3 protein-coding genes are annotated in these 2,572 nt (G+C 62.9%); all 3 read left to right on the top strand.

Features of this window, described 5'->3' with window-relative positions; translation table 11 throughout:
- Positions 1-54 precede the first annotated feature (54 nt).
- A complete protein-coding gene (gene serS, locus AC1DT3_RS17665; RefSeq protein WP_477466541.1) occupies positions 55-1,419 on the top strand; it encodes a serine--tRNA ligase in 1,365 nt (454 codons plus the stop codon).
- Positions 1,420-1,423: 4 nt separating this feature from the next.
- Positions 1,424-2,185, top strand: a complete 762-nt coding sequence (gene surE / locus AC1DT3_RS17660) for a 5'/3'-nucleotidase SurE (RefSeq protein WP_477466540.1) — start codon at positions 1,424-1,426, stop codon at positions 2,183-2,185.
- Positions 2,186-2,230: 45 nt separating this feature from the next.
- The coding region (locus tag AC1DT3_RS17655; protein WP_477466539.1) for a protein-L-isoaspartate O-methyltransferase family protein at positions 2,231-2,572 on the top strand (342 nt) is incomplete at its 3' end.

The raw sequence follows: 2,572 nt of genomic DNA, 5'->3' as shown, positions 1-2,572 counted from the left end.
CACCGATGCGGTCATGTTTTGGGCAGGGCCGTGTCTCGCAGCGCGGTCAATCCCATGCACGACATCCGTTCCATCCGCGACAATCCCGCGGCGTTCGATCAGGGCCTCAAGAAGCGGGGCATGGAAGCTTCGTCCGCACGGCTGATCGCCCTGGACGACCAGCGCAAGAGCGCCGTGTCGGCCCTGCAAGCCGCCATGGAGCGGCGCAACGCGCTGTCCAAGGAAATCGGCCAGGCGAAGGCCAAGAAGGACGAGGTCCGTGCTCAGGAACTGATGGCGGAAGTCGCCCGTCTCAAGGAGAGCATCCCGGACCTCGAAGCGGCGGAGCGGGAGGCCGAGCGGGAGCTGGCGTTCGTGCTGGCGGCGATCCCGAACACGCCCAAGGACGACGTGCCCGTCGGCCTGGATGAAACCGGCAACGTGGAGCGGCTTCGCTACGGCAATCCCAAGAACCTGGCGGCGGCAAAGCAGCATTTCGAGATCGGTGAAGACCTCGGCCTGATGGATTTCGAGACGGCCGCAAAATTGTCCGGCTCTCGCTTCGTCGTTCTGAAGGGTGGGCTTGCTCGCTTGGAGCGGGCGCTCGGCCAGTTCATGATCGATCTGCACACCAACGACCACGGCTACACGGAGATCAATCCGCCCCTTCTCGTGCGTGACGAGGCGATGTTCGGCACRGCGCAATTGCCGAAATTCGAAGACGATCAATTCTGGGCCATTCCGGGATCCACCTTGCAGGATTTGGTTGCGTCGCTCCTCGCTGGGACCGCGACGCGCGAGGCTTTGGAAAAGAGCATCAGCGACGCGCGTTATGGGCTGATCCCGACCGCCGAAGTCACACTGACCAATCTCGTGCGCGAACAGATTCTCTCCGAAGACGAGTTGCCGCTGCGCTTCACGGCGCTGACGCCGTCGTTCCGCGCCGAAGCAGGATCTGCGGGGCGCGATACGCGTGGCATGATCAGGCAGCATCAGTTCGTAAAGTGCGAACTGGTTTCGATCACGACGCCCGAGACGTCCGCCGACGAGCACGAGCGTATGCTGAACTCTGCGGAGACGGTGCTGAAAAAGCTCGATCTGCCGTTCCGCACGATGACGCTCTGCACCGGCGACATGGGATTCGCAGCTGCGAAGACCTACGACATTGAAGTCTGGTTGCCTGGGCAGGGAATGTACCGCGAAATTTCGAGCTGTTCAGTGTGCACGGATTTCCAGGCTCGGCGCATGAATGCGCGCTATAGGACGGGCGACGGCAAGGCGCCGCGTTTCGTCCACACCCTCAATGGCTCTGGTCTCGCAGTCGGCCGCACGCTCGTGGCGGTTCTCGAGAATTATCAGAACGAAGACGGCAGCGTCACGATCCCGTCGGTTCTGCAGCCTTACATGGGCGGGCTGACCCGCATCGAAAAACAGGCCTGATCCCATGCGCATTCTCTGCACCAACGACGACGGCATTCATGCTCCCGGCTTGCAAGTCCTGGAATCCATCGCGCGGGAATTGTCCGACGACGTATGGGTGGTCGCGCCGGAGACGGACCAGAGCGGCGTTGCGCATTCCCTCTCGCTCAACGACCCGCTGCGGTTGCGGGAGATCTCGCCGCGTCACTACGCCGTGCGCGGCACGCCGACCGATTGCGTCATCATGGGTGTGCGGCATCTCATGCGGGAGAACAAGCCGGACCTGATCCTGTCGGGCGTCAATCGCGGTCAGAATGTCGCCGAAGACGTGTCCTATTCCGGCACCGTCGCCGGCGCCATCGAAGGCACCATTCTGGGTGTTCCGTCGATCGCCCTGTCGCAGGCATCGGGTCCCGGCGGTCACAAGGCGATCAAATGGAACTGCGCCGAGCATCACGGTCCGAAGATCGTGCGGAGGATCCTCGACGCCGGGATCGAGAAGGGCATTCTCGTCAATGTGAATTTCCCCGATTGCGAACCGGACGAAGTCACCGGCGCCGCGGTCGTCAACCAGGGGCAGCGCAGCCAGGAATTGCTGCGGCTCGACGAACGCGCGGACGGACGCGGCATTCCTTATTTCTGGGTCACTTTCGAACGCCGTCCGTTCACTCCGGGCAACGGAACAGATCTGTGGGCGGTTGCGAACCGCCGCATTGCGGTCACGCCCTTGCGCTTGGATATGACGGATGAACCGACGCTCACCCGCTATGCGCAGATTTTCGCGTGAGGCTATAGTGCCGCGATGACAGGCGACCGCCCCCGTTCGAGACAGATGAATCTTCCGCTCTATCGGGAGGATGAAGACCATCTGGGTAACGGGGCCGTGGAAGCCGCCTCCTTTATCTTGTCCCTTCGCGCCAGAGGCATTCGCGACACCGCCATTCTGCGCGCGATGGAACTCGTGCCGCGCGAAGTGTTCGCGCCGCGGCGATTTACCGATCTATCCCGCAGCGACGTGGCCTTGCCGCTCCCATGCGGACAGACGATGACGTCGCCAGGCACCGTCGCCGCCATGCTCGCTGCGCTCAATGTGTCCGAGGCGCATCGCGTTCTCGAAATCGGAACGGGCAGCGGGTACGTGTCGGCACTCTTGGCGCGGCTCGGTGCGGCCGTG

It is taken from the genome of Microvirga sp. P4_G7, from assembly GCF_056401005.1.
The sequence above is the reverse complement of the archived record's forward strand: the minus strand, read 5'-3'. Positions and strand labels throughout refer to the sequence as shown.

Bases quoted from the DNA above. Each gene is read 5' to 3' on its own strand.
- surE (WP_477466540.1), top strand. From the start codon at position 1,424: ATGCGCATTCTCTGCACCAACGACGACGGCATTCATGCTCCCGGCTTG.